Source organism: Bacillus sp. FSL M8-0277, assembly GCF_037975305.1.
GTDB classification, from domain to species: Bacteria; Bacillota; Bacilli; order Bacillales; family Bacillaceae; genus Bacillus; species Bacillus pumilus.
Window position 1 is genome coordinate 2,459,511 of sequence record NZ_CP150255.1, and the last position, 17,391, is coordinate 2,476,901.

Genomic DNA, 17,391 nt, shown 5'->3' on the forward strand with positions numbered 1-17,391 from the left:
CGTGGAGCAAGAGAGGAAACTCATTGGCGAAGAGAGAAGAAACGCCATTTTAGAGTGGCTGAAAGAAACAGATTCACCGCTCACCGGGAGCTTTTTGGCTAAAAAGGCAGCTGTCTCTCGACAAGTCATTGTACAAGATATCTCACTATTGAAAGCAAAAAACGAACCCATTATTGCCACAAGTCAAGGCTATGTGTATATGGCATCTCAGCATGCGCCAGAAAGAGAAATTGAACAAATCATCGCCTGCAAGCATGATCCTGTTCGTACAGAAGAGGAACTGACCTTAATTGTAGATTTTGGGGTGACGGTAAAAGATGTGATTATAGAGCACCCTGTTTACGGTGAACTAACGGCCTCGATTCGCGTCAGCACTCGCAAGCAAGTAGCTGATTTCGTTCATCATATTTCTAACACGGGCGCCTCCTACTTGTCAGAACTAACAGACGGTGTGCATTTACATACACTCACTTCTTACAGTCAAAAGCAGCTTGACCAAGCCATCCAAGCGCTCGATGATGCTGGCTTTTTAATTAAAGACTAAAAAAATAGTGTCCTATAAGGGACACTATTTTTCATTCGTTAGTTCATATGTTTGGTAGCTGCCGAGCAATTTGACTTCACAGCCAATTGCTTCTAATTCCTGAATCGCACCAGGGACAAGGACATCATCCATTTCTTTTTCTATATCTATAATAAATAAATAGTGTCCAAGACCAGTTTTTGTTGGACGAGATTCAATTTTTGACAAGTTGAGATTTCGCCAAGAAAAGGCAGATAACACGCGGTGCAATGCACCTGATTGGTCATCCTTTGGCAGACTGACGACAATGGTCGTTTTTGGCTTCGATGAGAACCCTGCATTCATTGGGAACGATGCTTTAGGATCTTTATGTAAAATAACAAAGCGTGTATGATTGTGCGGATAATCATGAATGTCTTTTTTTGCAATTGTTAAACCATACGTTTGTGCGGCAATTTCATTCGCAATGGCCCCAGCAGCCTCATCCGGATGCTCACTGATATATTTCGCTGCATAACCTGTTGATTCAACTGGACGATGCGGAATATCTGGGTACTGCTTTTTCAGAAATTGATGACACTGGGCAATCGCGTGCGGATGTGATTGGATCACATCTAATGTCTCCCAGCTTTCCGCTCTTGATGGGTGGACAAGCAAATGCTGCCGAATCGGTGCTGTCATTTCACCAACAATGGACAGCGCTTCTTCATGAATTAAATAATCAATCGTTAAGTTTACAGATCCTTCGAGTGCATTTTCAAGTGGAACGACCGCCAAATCGACTTCGCCTTTTGACACAGCATCCATACATTGCGGAATCGTTGCATAGGCACGCTGCATTGCATCTGCTGGAAAGCAAGAGCATACGGCCAAATGAGTAAATGTTGCCTCTGGTCCAAAATAACCTACAGTTAATTGCTTCATCTGCTATGATCTCTCCTTTTACGCCCCAGAACCTAGAATTTCAACTTTTTCGACAAATTCAAGTTTTCTTAATTGATTCATGACTGTATTGATATCATCTGCCATACCAGCCGTACTAATGGATAGCGTGACATTCGCTCTTCCTTGCAGCGGAATCGTTTGGTGAATGGATAACACATTACAGCCAGAGTCAGCCACAATTTGAAGCAGTCTTGACAAAGCCCCAGACCGATCCTCAAGGTGGAAAAACAATGTGATGATCTGCTCTTTCACCATCGTATAAAATGGAAAAACAGCATCTCTGTATTTATAAAAAGCACTGCGGCTTAAATCCGCTTGTTGAACAGCATCGGCAACTGAATCCGCTTTTTTGCGATCGAGAAGCTTTTTGACTTCAAGCGTTTTTCGCATCGCATCTGGAAGGACATCCTCTCTTACTAAATAGAACGTTTCTTCTTTCACCTGTTTTCTCCCCTTTTAAAAACGGGAGAGCCCATGGACTGGACCCTCCTTTTGATCAATCAATAAATTCAAATTCAAATTCAAGCAGACGAATGATGTCGCCGTCTTGTGCACCACGCTCACGCAAGGCATCATCGACACCCATTCCGCGCAATTGTCTAGAGAATCGTTTCACGGACTCATCTCTTGAGAAATCTGTCATCTTAAACAGTCGCTCAAGTGCTTTACCCGTTATGACAAATGTACCGTCAGGATCTCTTGTGATCTCAAATGGTGCATCTCCCTCATCAAACCTGTACATTACGCGGTTATCAGACAGTTCCTCTTCATTATAAAGCGGGAATTCCGGTGTTGTTTCAAGCTGATTGGCGATTTCAAATAAAAGCTCACGAAGCCCTTCTCTTGTGATCGCACTAATTGGGAACACTTTATAGTCATCCGTTAATTTTTCTTTAAATGCCGCTAGATTGTCAGCAGCATCTGGCATGTCCATTTTGTTCGCTACAATGATTTGTGGACGCTCAGTCAATCTCATATTGTATTGCTCAAGCTCTTCATTAATCGTCACATAATCTTCGTACGGGTCACGTCCTTCAAGTGCTGACATATCAATGACATGGACAATGACGCGTGTCCGCTCAATGTGGCGTAAAAATTGATGACCTAAGCCAACACCTTCGTGCGCGCCTTCGATCAGTCCTGGCAGATCCGCCATGACGAAGCTTCGGTTATCATCTGTTTCGACAACTCCTAGGTTCGGCACAAGCGTTGTGAAATGATAATCTGCAATTTTCGGTTTCGCAGAAGAGACTATTGAAAGCAGTGTCGACTTCCCGACACTTGGGAAACCAACAAGTCCAACATCTGCAAGTACTTTTAATTCTAAGATGACGTCACGTTCTTTACCTGGCTCGCCATTTTCAGAAAGCTGTGGTGCAGGGTTTGCCGGTGTTGCGAAACGTGAATTTCCACGTCCGCCTCGTCCGCCTTTTGCAATGACTGCCCGCTGTCCATGCTCTGTTAAGTCTGCGAGTACTTGTTCTGTCTCTGCATCCGTCACAACCGTACCGGGCGGAACTTTGACAACCATTTCTTCCGCATTTCGGCCGTGCTGGTTTTTACTCATTCCGTGCTCGCCGCGATCCGCCTTAAAATGGCGCTTATAACGAAAGTCCATCAATGTTCTGAGTCCTTCGTCTACTTCAAATACAACATCTGCACCATTTCCACCATCGCCGCCAGCCGGTCCGCCTTTTGGCACATATTTTTCACGACGAAACGCCACCATACCGTTTCCGCCGTCACCGCCTTTAACATACACTTTAACCTGATCTACAAACATAACTTCCTCCGTTTCTCTGCATCACATATCTCATTCTTGCCTCAAACAAAGCTCGATCATGGACTCATGACTTGTCACATGAAATTGAACTACACTCATACATGGATAGTTTGCGTCATGAAACGCATTTAACGCATCCAAACTTGTTAATTTTCCTTTGAAATCAAAATATAAGATCACATCATTCTCTTCATGATCTGTTTGGAACGTGACCGTTAAATGATTTTCAGTTTTCTGGCAAACTGATTGATCGAATATCGAAAACAACTCCTGTGATACCGTTAGCAGCTGCGATTCATATGCTGATAAGTCTCGGGTTTCACCAAGCACTTCGTATTCTAAGGTGATAAAATGCGACTCCCAATTAAATGTTAGAAAGTAATAGGCCAATTGGGGAATTTTTAAATTTGAGAGTTTGGATTCATGCTGTGCTTCAATGACCATTTCTTCTATAATTTCAAACACACGGTCATATTTTTCTAATGTCAAGTTGCCCTTGATCAGCTGCAATTTATTCATCCAGTCATGTCTTGAACGACTGAGCAGATAGATCAATTCATTTGTTAATGCAACGTGAGTTAATTTTTCGTTTTGTTTACTTGATATCTCTTCCATTATCGCACTCCCAATCGTTTGGTCTCTCTTTTAGGAGTCTTATCATCAATATGTCTCCCTGAATTATAACAGAGAAGACAGCATAGAAAAACACTAGTTATGTGAGGAAAGGTTGTTTTTTCTGATCTATAGGAGAAAATGAGGCAAAGTCAGCAAACGTTCTTTGATATTGATGGAGTGCATCTCTTTTTCATCTTCGATACTACTTGTAAAAAGTGAAAAAAACTCCAGTCAATGACCGGAGTTTTTAGCAATTATTGTGCCGCAGGATATACGCTCACTTTTTTACGGTCACGACCGAAACGTTCGAATTTAACTGTTCCGTCGATTTTAGCGAAAAGAGTGTCGTCGCCTCCGCGTCCAACGTTTTCACCTGGATAGATTTTTGTTCCACGTTGACGATAAAGGATAGAACCACCAGTTACGAATTGACCATCAGCACGTTTAGCGCCTAAACGTTTAGACTCAGAGTCACGTCCGTTCTTTGTAGAACCTACCCCTTTTTTAGATGCGAAAAATTGAAGATCTAATCTAAGCATGAAGTTCACCTCCTATTTTTTTGTAGATATTCTCACATAATCGTGATAATCTCGTTCGATTGTTTCTAAGGAAACGACCATGCCTTCTAAAAGCAGCTGGGCTTTTTCAAAGGATACTGGATCTGTATCAGCCGGCAATTCAAAAGAGAAATAGCCGCCTTCCTCGCCAATATCAAGCAGAGGGTCCAATCCTGTCAGTGCAATAATTGAATTGACTGAACCGAAAACAACAGCAGATACTCCTGCACAAACGAGATCCTGACCTTTTTCAGCAAACTCGGCATGTCCAGTCATCTGAAAAGACGTAATGCTTTCATCTGCTGCCGACCGAGTAATGGTTGCTTTGATCATATCACTCACACGCCTTAAGCGTTGATTTTTTCGATAACAACTTTAGTGTAAGGTTGACGATGACCTTGTTTCTTGTGGTTGTTTTTCTTCGGTTTGTACTTGAACACAGTAATTTTCTTACCGCGACCTTGTTTTTCAACTTTAGCCGTTACTGTTGCTCCAGCAACTGAAGGGTTACCCACTTTGACAGTGTCTCCGCCGACAAACAATACGTTTTCAAAAGTTACTGTTTCACCTGCTTCAGCAGCTAGTTTTTCAACATAAACAGTTTGACCTTCTTCAACTTTTACTTGTTTACCACCAGTTTCGATAATTGCGTACATCTCTGCACCTCCTAATAAACTCAGACTCGCCGAATACAGGGGGCCTTAGGCTCTTTACACCTGCTTCGCGCGGTTGTAGCACGGGTGCTACATATCCATAACATTAAAAAATATATCAAATTAGACGCAGAATGTCAATGTATTTTCATCACTAGTACGGCAAAAGAAGCTCTTCCATTGAGGAGGTGGTTCTTCGATCTGAAAAATACGCATGAAGCAGTTCATTTTCGTCAAGCTGGCTCATTTTCACGCCATCTCTTTCAATAATAATCGGATGCTTACAGCCTCTTTGGAATCGCGCCATGACTTCATATACTTTTTCCTCAGCGCTCGCTCTCAGCGGAATCAGCTTTTCTACCTTTTGCTCTTTTTTACCGTAATAACGTTCTAGTAAAAAACGAACCCTGACATAATGCCGCTGCCGGTACTCCATCACGAGTGAATAGGCTAAAAAGGTGAGCAGCACCCAGCCGTTGAATTGAAGCGGCGCAAACAAAAGTAATCCGCCTGTCAACAGACTAAAAAAAACAAGGGAGCCTTTTATGGCAAGGGCATGTGCACGTTGGAAAGGGTAATATGCTGATAAGAGCAAAAAGAATAATTTCCCGCCATCTAGCGGCCAAATCGGCAAAAGATTCACAAGGAAAATCGCCATATTATAAAAAGTGAACATCGTAAAAATGTCGTGTGAAATAAGAGAAGCTTCCATGAAAAACCACGCCATTAGCTGGAGCGGTACATGCTGGAGTGGCCCGCATAAAATGACCGCCAGCTCTTCCTTTAGCGGGCGGTTCCCATGCTCTTCTACTTCTACCGCTCCGCCAAACGGGAGTAGAAAAATCCGCCGAATGCGCCAATGATAATAGCAAGCAGCCGCTGCATGTCCAAGCTCATGGACAAAGACGATAATGAGCAGACAAAGCAGCGGCTTGATTTGACCAGAGAGGATCGCAAACGCCATCACAATCCACAGCAGCGGATGAATGTGAATTTTCGTCAGCATGACCAGCCATCTATTCAAAGGTCATCACCTGAATAGGATCGATAAACTGTTCATTTTGCTTAATGGCAAAGTAATATGTGCCCTTTCCTTGATCATCAAGTGAGATCTGGCCAATTTTCTCACCCTTGTCGACAAAATCGTATAAGGCCACATTGGCTTCCTTTAATTGACCGTACCAGCTATAGCTGTTATCCGCATGCTGCACGACCACTGTCAGCCCTGTGTCACTTTTCTTTTTCACTTCTACTACATAGCCTTCCTTCATACTGTCAATCGCTTCAGCCGCTGTTTCGATTTTGACACCTGCTCCGTTTTGCGTAAAGGATTCCTGTACTTTTCCAGAAGCAGGTACGGCCAGTTCTTGGTTCGCTTGTACATCTTTTTGGTCTTCCTTTTTGTCTGTTAAAAAGGCAAGGGGGTTTCCAACTGTTTTCTCAAACCAGCGATTGGCAGCAGCAAATTGAAAATCTTGCTCAAAGGTCTGCGTAATGATTGGCTTCAGCTGCTGAAACGGCCCTGCCTGACCTTTAAATGAAATGGCTGCAAATAACACAAGAGACGCAGATAATAAACATTTCAGCACAAAGGCATTGGGATTAAATAGCGGATGCTGATATTTCTTCGGCTGATGAGACGACAATTCAAAGGAAGACGACCCTGAATGCTTTTCTTCCTCTGTCAGCATGACCCATGGAGGGATATCCTCTTTTTTCTTGAAAGTCGTCTTCTTAGATGGAGCAGCTGACTGCTTCGTTTTGCGGCGCTGCGCGATTTTCTTTCGGTACTCGTCCACACTTTTCATGAGATCACCCTTTACATACAAACAGTTTGTACATTTTATGTGGTGACCTCATCTGATATGCAACAAAAAGACCGATTCTGATCGAATCGGTCTCATCTTACCTGAATGCTTATTAAGCTCTTACACCAAAAAATGCTTTCAGCTTAGCAAACATTCCTTTGTTTTCATCTTCAAATGATTGAAGTGGAACAGATTCGCCTAGTACGCGGCGGGCGATATTACGATACGCAATCGAGACTTTATTTTTAGCATCCATGACAATCGGTTCACCATTGTTTGAAGCCTTAATCACGTCATCATCATCAGCGACAATGCCAAGAAGATCAATCGATAAGTGATGGACAACTTCATCCACATCCATTGAATCGCCACTTTTCGCCATGTGTGTACGAATACGGTTGACAATCAAACGAGGTGGTTCGATATCTTCTTGTTCTAACAAGCCGATGATACGGTCGGCATCTCTTACAGCTGAGATCTCAGGCGTCGTCACGACAATTGCCTTATCTGCACCAGATACAGCATTTTTAAAGCCTTGCTCAATTCCAGCAGGGCAATCAATGACGACATAATCAAAGTCTTGTTTCAATGATTGAATTAATTCTTTGATCTGCTCTGGTTCTACAGCCGTTTTATCGCTTGTTTGAGCAGCGGGTAAAAGATACAAAAGATCCTCGAAACGCTTATCTTTTACAAGCGCTTGGTGAATTTTACATCTTCCTTCTACTACATCGACTAGATCATAAATAATGCGGTTCTCAAGCCCCATCACGACATCTAAATTCCGAAGGCCAATATCGGTATCAACTAGACACACCTTTTTCCCTTGAATTGCTAGTGCTGTGCCTAAGTTTGCAGATGTTGTTGTTTTGCCAACGCCGCCTTTTCCTGAGGTAATCACAATAGCCTCGCCCAATTTCACATTCCTCCCTCAAGCCTTGTCAGATTAGGTCTTATATGAGCCAATTGCTGCAGGCGTTCAATGATCATGTTGCCATCTATATCTAAATAAGCACATTCCATTTCATTTCCATCTTCTTTTTGATCTGGTGCACGGTTAAACACTTGTGCGATGCGAAGCTGTGTTGGAATCATACGAGATGCCGCAATGACAGCTTGTTTATTCCCATTACATCCAGCATGTGCCACGCCTTTTAAAGCACCGAGCACAAAAATATTTCCCCCTGCACGAATCGTTCCGCCAGGATTGACATCTCCTACTAATAAGAGATCTCCTTCGACATACAGTACCTGTCCAGAGCGCACAATTTTGGCTACAGAGGTAATGTCAGCCTCTGCTTTTAATCGTCTCGCCTCTTCAGTTGACATGACGTCACTTTCAATAGAGTGAATGACGAGATGTTCATTTTCAGAGACTGCTTCAGTCAAACGCATTTCCTGATCCTCTGTTAAATACCGAAAACCAAGCTTAATATGCACATTAACCTTATGACCTTCTCTTCCATCTGTATATTGCTCAAGTAAAAGAACCTCTCGCAAGCCAGAAAGAAGGTCATCAAACGAACAGTCATCATTTAACTGTAATGTTAATCCGTTTTTTGTACCTTTTATTGTCACATATTGCTGTTTTTGAGTTTTCAAGATGCTCACCTCAACAACATACTCATTTCGCCGTATTTGGACAAACTCCTGCTTTTATTCGTCGATCAGTCCTTGTTTCATGTTGATGAAAAAGAGCCTAAGCGGCACAACAAGTATGAGAGACGCAGCAGTATTTAAAAGAATCGTTGGAATAAAGCGTTCGATGACATACGTATTAAACGGCATAATCCCTGGTTGAATTGTCGCTTGAACGCCGTACACATAAAACTCCATCACGGAAACAGCAATAATCGACAGAAAGACGACCACTAACATATTCGTTTGCAAAACTTTAAAGGCTTTCGCTAGCAAATAGCAGAGCGCTCCAAAGCCAAACATATGAACACCAAGTATGCCTGTATACGAAATATCATATAAAAGTCCAAAGATAAAACCGAAAATCACACCATATTTTTGATTCACAAACGCCGTCATAAATACAAGTGCGAGTAAGATGAAATGAGGAGCTAAAATTTGATTGTCTGAAACAAATGGGAGCTTCACTAGATCGACAAAAATACTGTCAAATACGAAGATAAACAACATGACGAAAGCAAGAAGGACACGTCTCACGAGCCTTCCTCCTTCGTCAATTCAGATGCATCTGCCGTACTTGAGCTGCGATTCACCACAATCACACGGTCTAAATTGTTAAGTTCAGCCGCTGGTTCTACATAAATGATTTTTGTCAGGCCGTAATGATCTGGCTCGATTTCACTCACCTTACCAATCGTCAAGCCTTGAGGGAATACGCCCCCTGCTCCAGATGTTTCAACAAGATCTCCTTTTTTGACATCTCCATCTGCATCAGATTTCAGAATATTCATTGTCAGCAATTTTTTCTTACTGTCATAGCCGTTAATAATTCCGTTGAGTTCTTCTTTGCCCTTTTTCGCAAAAATTTTCGTTGAAATTCTATTATTTTGGTCAGTAGAGCTTAGCAACCTTACAGTCGAAGTAAAATTGTTGAGCTTATCACTTTCAATTTTCCCAATTAACGCACCACTCTCATTTGTGACCGCCATATCTTTGTCAACGCCTTGTTTTTTCCCTTTATCAATCATGATAAAGCTATCCCAAAGGGACGGGTTTCTCGCGATAACCGTTGATAGAATTGGCGTATAATCACGAATAGAGTTCACATAACCGAGCTGCTTGCGTAGCTTTTTGTTTTCATCTTCTAGTTCTTGTAGTTTCGCCTCATATTGGGTTTGTCCATCAAGTTTTTTTCGAAGACGTTCGTTTTCATCGTATGTGTTCTTTAAATCTTGTACATTCCCATAAATACCGGCAATAAATTGTGATGGTTTATGAAAGACACCTTGAAAAAAGCCTGTCGTATCCCCCACTAATTTTTCCGGCCATGAAGCACCTCTGCCGCTTTTCACTGAAAAACCAATCATGGCCACCAGTACGATGACACAGACAAGGAGCAACATTAATCTTTTATTCATAAAAAACTGCGGCATGTCTTACACCTCTTTATTTACGCCCGATTATCGATTATCTTTTGATTTTCCTTTGAACAAATGAATATGCTCTAGTGCTTTTCCTGTTCCGATCGCCACACAGTCAAGCGGATCTTCAGCAATAATAACTGGCATCTTCGTTTCATCACTAATAACTTTGTCAAGATTACGAAGCAATGCACCGCCGCCAGTTAAGACGATTCCACGGTCCATAATATCTGCTGCCAGCTCAGGCGGAGTTTTTTCAAGTGTCATTTTCACCGCATCAACAATTGTTTCCACTGTATCACGAAGCGCTTTTGCAATCTCATCTGCTGTAATCGAGATTGTTTTTGGCAGACCAGTTAAAAGGTCACGGCCCCGAATATCCATTTCATCATGCACATCAGGCTGCGCAGATCCAATTTCCATTTTAATAGCTTCTGACGTACGATCACCGATCATCAGGTTATACGTTTTACGGATGTAGCTGCTGATCGCATCATCCATTTCATCTCCTGCCACGCGGATTGATTGTGATGTCACAATACCGCCAAGAGAAATAATGGCTACCTCTGTTGTACCGCCGCCAATGTCAACAACCATACTTCCTGTTGGCTCCCATACAGGCAGGTTAGCACCGATCGCCGCAGCAAATGGCTCTTCAATCGGGTATGCGTCACGTGCACCAGCTTGTCTTGTTGCATCAATAACTGCACGCTCTTCTACAGCTGTAATACCAGATGGTACACATACCATCACGTAAGGTTTACGAGCAAAAAGCCCTTTGCCTTTTAATGCTTGATTAATGTAATATTTCATCATTGTTGCTGTCGTCTCGTAATCTGCAATGACTCCGTCTTTCATTGGGCGAAGTGCCACAATATTACCAGGTGTACGGCCAATCATGTTTCTCGCGTCATTTCCAACCGCCACTATAGACTTCGTATCAGTTTCCAAAGCTACGACCGAAGGTTCTCTTACAACAATGCCTTTTCCTTTAATAAAAACAAGCGTGTTCGCTGTTCCAAGATCTATTCCAAGGTCTTTTGTACCAATTCCAAACATATGTATGTATCTTCCTTTCTTAAACCAAAATTCCCTTTAGGGAAAAACTCATAAACTCTATTATATCGTAAAACATTGAAAAAAAAAGTGTTACAAATACCCTTTTTCCTTCAAACTCACAAATTTTTGATCACCTATGACCAGATGATCAAGCAGCTGTATTCCAATCAGCTTTCCACATTCAAAAAGTCGCTGTGTAACTTCAATATCTTCCCTGCTGGGCGTCGGATCTCCAGATGGATGGTTGTGCACACATATAAATGAAGCGGCCGATCGTTTAAAGGCTTCTTTGAAAATTTCACGCGGGTGAACGATCGATGAATTCAGGCTTCCAATAAACACGGTATGTTTATGAAGAACTTGATTTTTTGTATTGAGATAAAGACAAACGAAATTTTCCTGTGTCAAAAATCTCATATCTTCCATCACAAAGTTCGCTCCGTCTTCTGGTGTGCGGATCACATAGCGGTTATCCGTCGTTTGATGGTGTAACCTAGTGCCGAGTTCTAAAGCAGCTAAAAGAGAAATCGCCTTCGCCTTTCCAACTCCTCTAATCTTCGACATTTCTTCAATTGAGGCTTCTTTTACAGAGCGAAGACCGCCAAATGTTTGCAGAAGTCTTGCAGAAATTTGGAGAACTGATTCTTTTTTCGTGCCTGTTCTTAGAAGGATCGCAACAAGTTCATGATTTGACAAACTGCTGGGCCCGTATTTGATAAATCGTTCTCTCGGTTTTTCATCATGAGGGAGATGCTTTAGCAGCATAGGGAAATCGTTCAGGATGACCACTCCTTTTAGAATTCCTTCCTGTCTTCAAAAAGGGGTGATTCCAAAGGTTTCAAGCACTCTGACTGTTTTCGCAATAGGTAGACCGACAACGGAAAAATAATCACCATCTATTTTTTGAACAAACAGTGCGCCTTTCCCTTGAATGCCATAGCTTCCCGCTTTATCAAGGGGTTCGCCCGTATCGATATAGCGGTCTATTTCATTTTGAGTAAGCGTCCAAAATGTCACTTCTGTCTGTTCATAAAATGTTTCTTTTCTATTCTCTGACTGAACCGTGACACCCGTCAAGACTTGATGTGTCTTTCCTGATAATAATTGAAGCATAAAAGCCGCTTCTTTCTTATCTTTTGGTTTCCCAAGACATTTGCCGTCAATTGCAACAATTGTATCTGCACCAATGACCACAGCTTTGGGATTTAATCTTTGAATATCATTTGCTTTTTGTTCTGCCAACCATTGGACGTTCTCAGCAGGGGAAAGGTTTCGATTTATTTCTTCTTTTAAATGACTTGCTTGAATGTCATAAGAAAACCCTGCTAGATCAAGCAATTCTTTTCTTCTAGGTGATTGCGATGCGAGAATCAATTGGTTCATGTTTGTTCATCCTTTCAGGGTTTAGCCTAAGAAGTAAGATACCCATTCATCCTAGCAAATGTACATCTTACCGACAATTTACGAAAATTCATTTTTCATGTACCTTCATCATTATGTTGGATGCAAAAGAAAAAAACTAGTCATTTTTTGACTAGTTTCGTTTCTTAAAAAATGATTTTACGTATTTAATTGATCAAGCAATGCCTGCTGAGATTTCCATCCATTTTCAGCAGTTGGGTCATTTAAGAGCTGCACAGCTTTTAGCAAACTGCTTTTAGCCGGTGCATCCTCTGTTTTGGCACTTTCAAGCTCAGAAATTAGCTGCGTGACTTCCTTTTGATCCACTTCATCGCCTGCAATCACTTTGGATGATAATACAGATGCCTTTTCTATTAAACTAGTCAGCTCATCCGGCACTTGAAATGAGAGCTCCTTTCCTCCCCACGCCTCAAAGTGCTGATCAATCAATTTCTTCCCTACAGCGCTTGTCATCCCCTGCTCTGTCGCAAGCCCGGCAATGACATAATATCCATCATCCATGGAAACCTTTTTCCCAGCATATCCTGCATCTTTTAAACTGCCAACTAAGTCATCTGCTCCTTTTTCAGAAGAGAATTTCCCAGCCTGTACAACAAAGGTTGATAAACTGCCAGAGGCACTTTTTTCATCTTTGTTCTCTTTTGATTCATCTGTAGTACCTGCATTCGGCGCATCCCCACCAGCTTTCATCGATGATTGATTTTCAGAACCAGATGCCGAGACACTGATATCTCCACCTGAAGGATTTGATGTACCATCTTGACTTAAACTAAGCGCAAACACCCCAAGGCCTGTCCCAAGAACGACCGCAAACACAATCGTTGTCATCACTCTCTTGAAGGGACCGCGATTTTTACTGAACTTCTGATCAAAGGAGCTTTTTTTCTTTTGATAAGGTGTGACGACTTTTGGATCAGAATGATAAATATGATCAGCAGCATCATCCCACTGGAAATCCTCTTCTTTCGGTTTAGCCGAATCTTCCTGAGAAGCCGCTGTCTCCTGTTCCGAATGTCTCTTTTCCTCCCAATTCGAAAACGTCACTTGATCCTCTTGCTGTTTTGGCGGCTGATGATCATCTTCATGCACCATTTCTTCCTTGCCATTAATATTGACCTTTAGCCCTTGTTTTTTTGCCTGCCTCTTTTTCACTGTCATTCCCCGCTTTCTGACATGTTTGTAAGAAAGACCTTTCTGTCCAATGAATCAGTGCGAATTTAACCCGTCCTTCTTTCTGTTTCACACTTTACCATAGCAGTAAAAAAAAAGAACAAGACTTTTGTCGGCAGGGCAAAAAAGTGTTCGCCAATTTTTTCACCCCTTCGACTATCCAAATAGAAACAAGACAGGAGCACCACAGAGATACAGCAAAAAAGAAATAGCGATCGAAGGAACAAAAGGGAATGGCTCGTTTACTCGAAAGGAAAAGACCTTTGCATAAACCATTCCAGCGATACATGAGAGAAAAAGCATGAGAAGGAACGGCTTGAAGCCAAAGCAAAACGCAAGCACACTGAACAGCTTCATATCAGCTCCGCCCAGACTATTCGGCTTAAAATAATCTAAACTAGAAAACAAAAGAATGCAAAAAATCAGAGAAGCCGCCCCTTCCCACCAGATCAGAAGCGGTTCCAGCGTGCGGTATATGACGAAAAGAGGGAAAAAGAAGAGAAACAGCTCGTTCGGCACCCTCATATAGAGAAGATCACTCACGACAGCAATCACGAATAAACTACAAAGAATCACAAGGAAAAGACTTTCAAACGAAACACCAGCGATCCTATAAATGAACAAAAAAAGACCGCCTGACAGCATTTCAATCGTTGGATAGAGCCAAGATAGCCGAATGCCGCAATGTTTACAAGACCCCTTCCATACAGCATAAGAAACGAGCGGGATCATCTCATGCAGGGATAGCGGCTGTTTACAGGCTGTGCAGTGAGATCGAGGAAGAAGAATAGACCGCTTAAGTGGCAGCCTTTCACCAACTAGATGAAAGAACGACCCCATGGTGATGCCTGCAAGAAACACAAAAATGCCAATCATATATCGCGGCTCCTTCCGGAAATAGAATATCCCGGATTGTACCATAGCGATTCACCTTGAACACCTAATGAAAATGTGATTTCCCCTCTCATTTACATTTCAAAAGAAAAAAAGACGCACATTACATACAACCAATTGCGTCTTTTGATTACCTTAAAATACGATTTCGGATATCTGAGAAAAAAGTGTTACAAATACCCTCCCCTTTTTCCTTCAAACTCACAAATTTTTGATCAAATATTACAAGTTAATAAAGCAAATATCCTAACAAGAAAGAGCACAAGATAGAAGTTTATCACTCCTTTATAAAATTCCCCTATAAATACACGTGTAGACAAACTCTCGCATTCGTTGTCTGTCCTGCGCGCTGATGCTCACGAATGTTCAATGCGCTCCGCAAAAGTAGATTTTCTTCCTAGACTTCAATGGTTTTCTATCACACTGAAAAGAAGACAAAAAATAAAGATCATTTTAGCCTTTGTCAACAATCTGAATGTTGAATAAGCAATTATTTTACGTCCGTTTTTTAAAGAAGAGTGTTAAAAATAACACAACATATTATCTCAATTACATAATATTTAAATAGAGGAAATAACAAGCCCCTACTATAAGTATTGAATATGGACTTATGTTCTAGTTAAAAAGAAATAAAATTCGTTTGAAGAGATGTTTATTTAAATATAAGGGGATGAATATGTCCCTGATAGACGTTATATAATTGGCTTTTTTATACAGGTGGATATAATTAATTATTTAATAGTGACTAGAACCTTTTTTCTTTATTTCTATCCTTATCATTACCTTGATTGTCTTCATTTTGCTCTTCATGAAATTCAATACTGGTGTTTCCAGTAATATTGTCAAAGGGAGTATAGTGAACACCTATGCTTTTACCTAAAATAATTCGTTTAAAAAGGATTATAACTATTAAAACAACTACTAATAACATAAAAGAAAGAAGTACTCCACTGATAATAAACATGCTATCCTTCCTTTCAGATGAACCTTGCAGGAAAGCCTTTTAAAAATTAAATTATGTGATACATTTTTTATTTATTGTACCATATAATTACATTAAACCTAAAATAAACTATGATGTTTAAAGGCTTCTTTAAACATTTTGCGTGGGTGGACAATCGATGAAGAACTTGATTTTTTGTATTGAGATAAAGACAAACAAAGTTCTCATGTGTAAGAAATCTCACCTCTTCCATCACAACACAATTACGCCTCGCCCTCTTGTATACGAATGACATATTGACCGCCAAATAATTGCAGAAGTCTTGCGAATAATTGAAGAACAAATTTTTTGTGCAATTTCTTAAAAGGATCGCGACAAGTTCATGGTTTGACAAACTACTTGGACCATATTTGAAAAATCGTTCTCGAGGCTTTTCATTATGAAGAAAATGCTTGAGCAACATGGATAAACGGCCCATGCCGCTCACTCCATTTAGAATTCCTTCCCGTCATCAGCGAATTACCTTGAGTGCCTAGTAAACTCAATCTTTTACATTTCAAAAGAAAAAAGACGCACATTGCCTAAAAGCAATTGCGTCTTTTGACTACCTTAAAATACGATTTCGTATATCTGAAATAAAATAAAGAGAGCCTGTCACAAGGATCACCGCTGAAGGATCATCACTTTTTTTCTGAATGAACTCAAGCACTGTTCGAGGGTCATCATCATACGATGTTGCCTCTAACTGACTGCATGCATAAAGCTTTTCCGCTGATTCAGCTCTTGGAAAATCAAATGAAACAAAATGGATAGAGGAACTAATGGCTTCAAGTTTTTGAATCATTTGCTTGTACGGCTTATCTTTTAAAGCACTAAAACAGACATGCACTTGTTTACTAGAAAAATGAGCTTGTACCGTTTCAATTAAACGGTCGATCCCTTCTTCATTATGAGCGCCGTCTAAATAAACTGGTGGATGGTCTTTGACTTTTTCAAATCTTCCAGCCCAAACTGCATGCCGAATACCTTCATATACCTGCTCTTCTGTCACGCTAATATAGCCTTCTTGCTCCAGCCATTCAATGAGTAGAACAGCAAGGGAAGCATTTTGCTGTTGATGCGTTCCGATTAACCCTGTTTCAAGCTGCGGATACTGCCTTTTTGATGTGCTTAACGTAAATCGTTCTCCTGTTTCTGTTGGCTGCTGATGACTGAAGGTACAAGTATCCTGTAATGAAATGCATTCCGTCTTCTTTTCTTTTGCGATATTTTGAATGACCGCAAGTGCTTCCGGTTGATGAACTGCGGTGATCATCGGAATACCCTCTTTGATAATGCCCGCTTTTTCAGATGCAATTTGTTCAAGTGTATCACCTAGAATCGCCATATGATCATGACCAATCGATGTAATCGCTGTTAAGATAGGTACGGCAACATTTGTTGAATCAAGTCTTCCACCAAGCCCTGTCTCTAATAGGACAAAGTCTACTTGCTGCACATCGGCAAAATAAGCAAATGCACATGCGGTAATGATTTCAAACTCTGTTGCTGCGCCAAGCTCTGTTTGATCTAACTCATCAACAAAAGGCTTGATTTTATTCACCAAACTCAGCCATTCTTCATCCTGTATAGGTGCTCCGTTCACGCTGATTCGTTCATTGAACGTTAAAATAAACGGGGAGGTGAAGGTGCCGACTGAATAGCCTGCTGCCTGTAAAACGGAACGAGTAAACGCAATCGTTGAACCTTTTCCATTTGTACCTGCAACATGTACCGCTTTTATGCGTTGTTCCGGATGGCTTAGTTTGTTCATCAGCCACTTCATTCTTTCAAGACCCGGTTTTACACCAAAGGCCAGTCTACTGTGAATCCACTCAATGGCTTCATGATAGGTTGTAAACAATGTCATCTCTCATTTCATCCGAAATTTTCAAAAAAGACGACTCCATTTTGTTAGGAG

21 protein-coding genes and 1 other annotated feature are annotated in these 17,391 nt (G+C 41.2%); of the genes, 1 reads left to right on the forward strand and 20 read right to left on the reverse strand.

Annotated features, from left to right (window positions below; genetic code table 11):
- The first annotated feature begins 1 nt into the window (after window position 1).
- The gene (locus MKZ05_RS12405; protein WP_003216377.1) at window positions 2-544 is read left to right on the forward strand and encodes a transcription repressor NadR; all 543 of its coding nucleotides are present in this window, start codon (window positions 2-4) and stop codon (window positions 542-544) included.
- A 24-nt stretch (window positions 545-568) separates the two neighbouring features.
- Here the strand turns inward: MKZ05_RS12405 and pheA are convergent, their stop codons facing one another.
- The 20 genes from pheA to MKZ05_RS12505 form a co-directional block, all read right to left on the reverse strand.
- Window positions 569-1,447, reverse strand: a complete 879-nt coding sequence (gene pheA, locus MKZ05_RS12410) for a prephenate dehydratase (RefSeq protein ID WP_003216746.1) — start codon at window positions 1,445-1,447, stop codon at window positions 569-571.
- 18 nt (window positions 1,448-1,465) lie between these two features.
- The gene (locus MKZ05_RS12415) at window positions 1,466-1,909 is read right to left on the reverse strand and encodes an ACT domain-containing protein (RefSeq protein WP_003216269.1); all 444 of its coding nucleotides are present in this window, start codon (window positions 1,907-1,909) and stop codon (window positions 1,466-1,468) included.
- A gap of 55 nt (window positions 1,910-1,964) precedes the next feature.
- Entirely contained in the window at window positions 1,965-3,251 is a 1,287-nt protein-coding gene (gene obgE / locus MKZ05_RS12420) for a GTPase ObgE (protein WP_003216191.1), read from the reverse strand.
- A gap of 30 nt (window positions 3,252-3,281) precedes the next feature.
- Window positions 3,282-3,866: a sporulation initiation phosphotransferase B gene (locus MKZ05_RS12425; RefSeq protein WP_003216825.1), complete on the reverse strand. Its 585-nt coding sequence runs from the start codon at window positions 3,864-3,866 to the stop codon at window positions 3,282-3,284.
- A gap of 254 nt (window positions 3,867-4,120) precedes the next feature.
- Window positions 4,121-4,405 (reverse strand): 50S ribosomal protein L27, encoded by a 285-nt coding sequence (gene rpmA, locus MKZ05_RS12430; protein ID WP_003216586.1) that lies wholly within the window; start codon window positions 4,403-4,405, stop codon window positions 4,121-4,123.
- A 12-nt stretch (window positions 4,406-4,417) separates the two neighbouring features.
- Window positions 4,418-4,756: a ribosomal-processing cysteine protease Prp gene (locus MKZ05_RS12435; RefSeq protein WP_003216478.1), complete on the reverse strand. Its 339-nt coding sequence runs from the start codon at window positions 4,754-4,756 to the stop codon at window positions 4,418-4,420.
- A gap of 14 nt (window positions 4,757-4,770) precedes the next feature.
- The gene (rplU, locus tag MKZ05_RS12440) at window positions 4,771-5,079 is read right to left on the reverse strand and encodes a 50S ribosomal protein L21 (protein WP_003216781.1); all 309 of its coding nucleotides are present in this window, start codon (window positions 5,077-5,079) and stop codon (window positions 4,771-4,773) included.
- A gap of 12 nt (window positions 5,080-5,091) precedes the next feature.
- Window positions 5,092-5,164: a sequence feature (ribosomal protein L21 leader region), on the reverse strand.
- A gap of 66 nt (window positions 5,165-5,230) precedes the next feature.
- Window positions 5,231-6,100 (reverse strand): M50 family metallopeptidase, encoded by an 870-nt coding sequence (locus MKZ05_RS12445; RefSeq protein WP_034620586.1) that lies wholly within the window; start codon window positions 6,098-6,100, stop codon window positions 5,231-5,233.
- The gene (locus MKZ05_RS12450) at window positions 6,093-6,884 is read right to left on the reverse strand and encodes a M23 family metallopeptidase (RefSeq protein WP_339160292.1); all 792 of its coding nucleotides are present in this window, start codon (window positions 6,882-6,884) and stop codon (window positions 6,093-6,095) included. The genes MKZ05_RS12445 and MKZ05_RS12450 overlap by 8 nt, the downstream gene beginning before the upstream one ends.
- Before the next feature lie 112 nt (window positions 6,885-6,996).
- Window positions 6,997-7,800 (reverse strand): septum site-determining protein MinD, encoded by an 804-nt coding sequence (minD, locus tag MKZ05_RS12455; protein WP_003216504.1) that lies wholly within the window; start codon window positions 7,798-7,800, stop codon window positions 6,997-6,999.
- A gap of 2 nt (window positions 7,801-7,802) precedes the next feature.
- A complete protein-coding gene (minC, locus tag MKZ05_RS12460) occupies window positions 7,803-8,486 on the reverse strand; it encodes a septum site-determining protein MinC (protein ID WP_050943653.1) in 684 nt (227 codons plus the stop codon).
- Between the two features lie 54 nt (window positions 8,487-8,540).
- Window positions 8,541-9,059 carry a rod shape-determining protein MreD gene (gene mreD, locus MKZ05_RS12465; protein WP_034661648.1) on the reverse strand — a complete coding sequence of 173 codons (519 nt, stop codon included), beginning with the start codon at window positions 9,057-9,059 and terminating at the stop codon, window positions 8,541-8,543.
- The gene (mreC, locus tag MKZ05_RS12470) at window positions 9,056-9,955 is read right to left on the reverse strand and encodes a rod shape-determining protein MreC (protein WP_339160294.1); all 900 of its coding nucleotides are present in this window, start codon (window positions 9,953-9,955) and stop codon (window positions 9,056-9,058) included. Before mreC ends, mreD begins: the two co-directional genes overlap by 4 nt.
- A 27-nt stretch (window positions 9,956-9,982) precedes the next feature.
- Complete coding sequence (locus tag MKZ05_RS12475) at window positions 9,983-11,002, reverse strand: rod shape-determining protein (RefSeq protein WP_003216532.1); 1,020 nt, start codon at window positions 11,000-11,002, stop codon at window positions 9,983-9,985.
- A 90-nt stretch (window positions 11,003-11,092) separates the two neighbouring features.
- Window positions 11,093-11,767: a DNA repair protein RadC gene (gene radC / locus MKZ05_RS12480; RefSeq protein WP_034620589.1), complete on the reverse strand. Its 675-nt coding sequence runs from the start codon at window positions 11,765-11,767 to the stop codon at window positions 11,093-11,095.
- 48 nt (window positions 11,768-11,815) lie between these two features.
- Window positions 11,816-12,385, reverse strand: a complete 570-nt coding sequence (locus tag MKZ05_RS12485) for a Maf family protein (RefSeq protein ID WP_003216355.1) — start codon at window positions 12,383-12,385, stop codon at window positions 11,816-11,818.
- Window positions 12,386-12,562: 177 nt separating this feature from the next.
- Window positions 12,563-13,582 (reverse strand): SPOR domain-containing protein, encoded by a 1,020-nt coding sequence (locus tag MKZ05_RS12490; protein WP_339160296.1) that lies wholly within the window; start codon window positions 13,580-13,582, stop codon window positions 12,563-12,565.
- Window positions 13,583-13,750: 168 nt separating this feature from the next.
- Window positions 13,751-14,470 carry an A24 family peptidase gene (locus tag MKZ05_RS12495; RefSeq protein ID WP_212046181.1) on the reverse strand — a complete coding sequence of 240 codons (720 nt, stop codon included), beginning with the start codon at window positions 14,468-14,470 and terminating at the stop codon, window positions 13,751-13,753.
- 763 nt (window positions 14,471-15,233) lie between these two features.
- Entirely contained in the window at window positions 15,234-15,452 is a 219-nt protein-coding gene (locus tag MKZ05_RS12500; RefSeq protein WP_339160298.1) for a DUF3951 domain-containing protein, read from the reverse strand.
- Window positions 15,453-16,035: 583 nt separating this feature from the next.
- The gene (locus tag MKZ05_RS12505; protein ID WP_339160299.1) at window positions 16,036-17,340 is read right to left on the reverse strand and encodes a folylpolyglutamate synthase/dihydrofolate synthase family protein; all 1,305 of its coding nucleotides are present in this window, start codon (window positions 17,338-17,340) and stop codon (window positions 16,036-16,038) included.
- Window positions 17,341-17,391: the final 51 nt, after the last annotated feature.

Bases quoted from the DNA above. Each gene is read 5' to 3' on its own strand.
- pheA (WP_003216746.1), bottom strand. From the start codon at position 1,447: ATGAAGCAATTAACTGTAGGTTATTTTGGACCAGAGGCAACATTTACT.
- obgE (WP_003216191.1), bottom strand. From the start codon at position 3,251: ATGTTTGTAGATCAGGTTAAAGTGTATGTTAAAGGCGGTGACGGCGGA.
- MKZ05_RS12425 (WP_003216825.1), bottom strand. From the start codon at position 3,866: ATGGAAGAGATATCAAGTAAACAAAACGAAAAATTAACTCACGTTGCA.
- rpmA (WP_003216586.1), bottom strand. From the start codon at position 4,405: ATGCTTAGATTAGATCTTCAATTTTTCGCATCTAAAAAAGGGGTAGGT.
- MKZ05_RS12435 (WP_003216478.1), bottom strand. From the start codon at position 4,756: ATGATCAAAGCAACCATTACTCGGTCGGCAGCAGATGAAAGCATTACG.
- rplU (WP_003216781.1), bottom strand. From the start codon at position 5,079: ATGTACGCAATTATCGAAACTGGTGGTAAACAAGTAAAAGTTGAAGAA.
- MKZ05_RS12450 (WP_339160292.1), bottom strand. From the start codon at position 6,884: ATGAAAAGTGTGGACGAGTACCGAAAGAAAATCGCGCAGCGCCGCAAA.
- mreC (WP_339160294.1), bottom strand. From the start codon at position 9,955: ATGCCGCAGTTTTTTATGAATAAAAGATTAATGTTGCTCCTTGTCTGT.
- MKZ05_RS12475 (WP_003216532.1), bottom strand. From the start codon at position 11,002: ATGTTTGGAATTGGTACAAAAGACCTTGGAATAGATCTTGGAACAGCG.
- radC (WP_034620589.1), bottom strand. From the start codon at position 11,767: ATGCTGCTAAAGCATCTCCCTCATGATGAAAAACCGAGAGAACGATTT.
- MKZ05_RS12485 (WP_003216355.1), bottom strand. From the start codon at position 12,385: ATGAACCAATTGATTCTCGCATCGCAATCACCTAGAAGAAAAGAATTG.
- MKZ05_RS12490 (WP_339160296.1), bottom strand. From the start codon at position 13,582: ATGACAGTGAAAAAGAGGCAGGCAAAAAAACAAGGGCTAAAGGTCAAT.
- MKZ05_RS12495 (WP_212046181.1), bottom strand. From the start codon at position 14,470: ATGATTGGCATTTTTGTGTTTCTTGCAGGCATCACCATGGGGTCGTTC.
- MKZ05_RS12500 (WP_339160298.1), bottom strand. From the start codon at position 15,452: ATGTTTATTATCAGTGGAGTACTTCTTTCTTTTATGTTATTAGTAGTT.
- MKZ05_RS12505 (WP_339160299.1), bottom strand. From the start codon at position 17,340: ATGACATTGTTTACAACCTATCATGAAGCCATTGAGTGGATTCACAGT.